Here is a 223-nt window from a genome sequence, read left to right on the forward strand (position 1 = left end):
ATCAAGCAGCTTGAAGAATTCTTTGCGGCGTTCATAGGAAATACCGCTGGCGACTTCGGCATAGGCGCCAGCGATCTGATAGCCATTGGCCATCGCAAACGATTTGAGCGTCTCCACCTGCTTTGCCAAGTCTGGTTTTTGCTTGGCAGTGGACACTCGGGCGTAAAGGTAGACTCCTCTCTTTTCGCCCTTATTGGCGATTGCATAGACGGTATCAGCATCC

General features: G+C 51.6%; 1 protein-coding gene. It reads right to left on the reverse strand.

Translation table 11 applies throughout. The features are described from left to right. A partial coding sequence (locus L248_RS16350) for a recombinase family protein (protein WP_245585307.1) occupies positions 1 to 223 on the reverse strand: 223 nt, incomplete at both ends.

Origin of the sequence: Schleiferilactobacillus shenzhenensis LY-73 (assembly GCF_000469325.1) — a bacterium.
GTDB classification, from domain to species: domain Bacteria; phylum Bacillota; class Bacilli; order Lactobacillales; family Lactobacillaceae; genus Schleiferilactobacillus; species Schleiferilactobacillus shenzhenensis.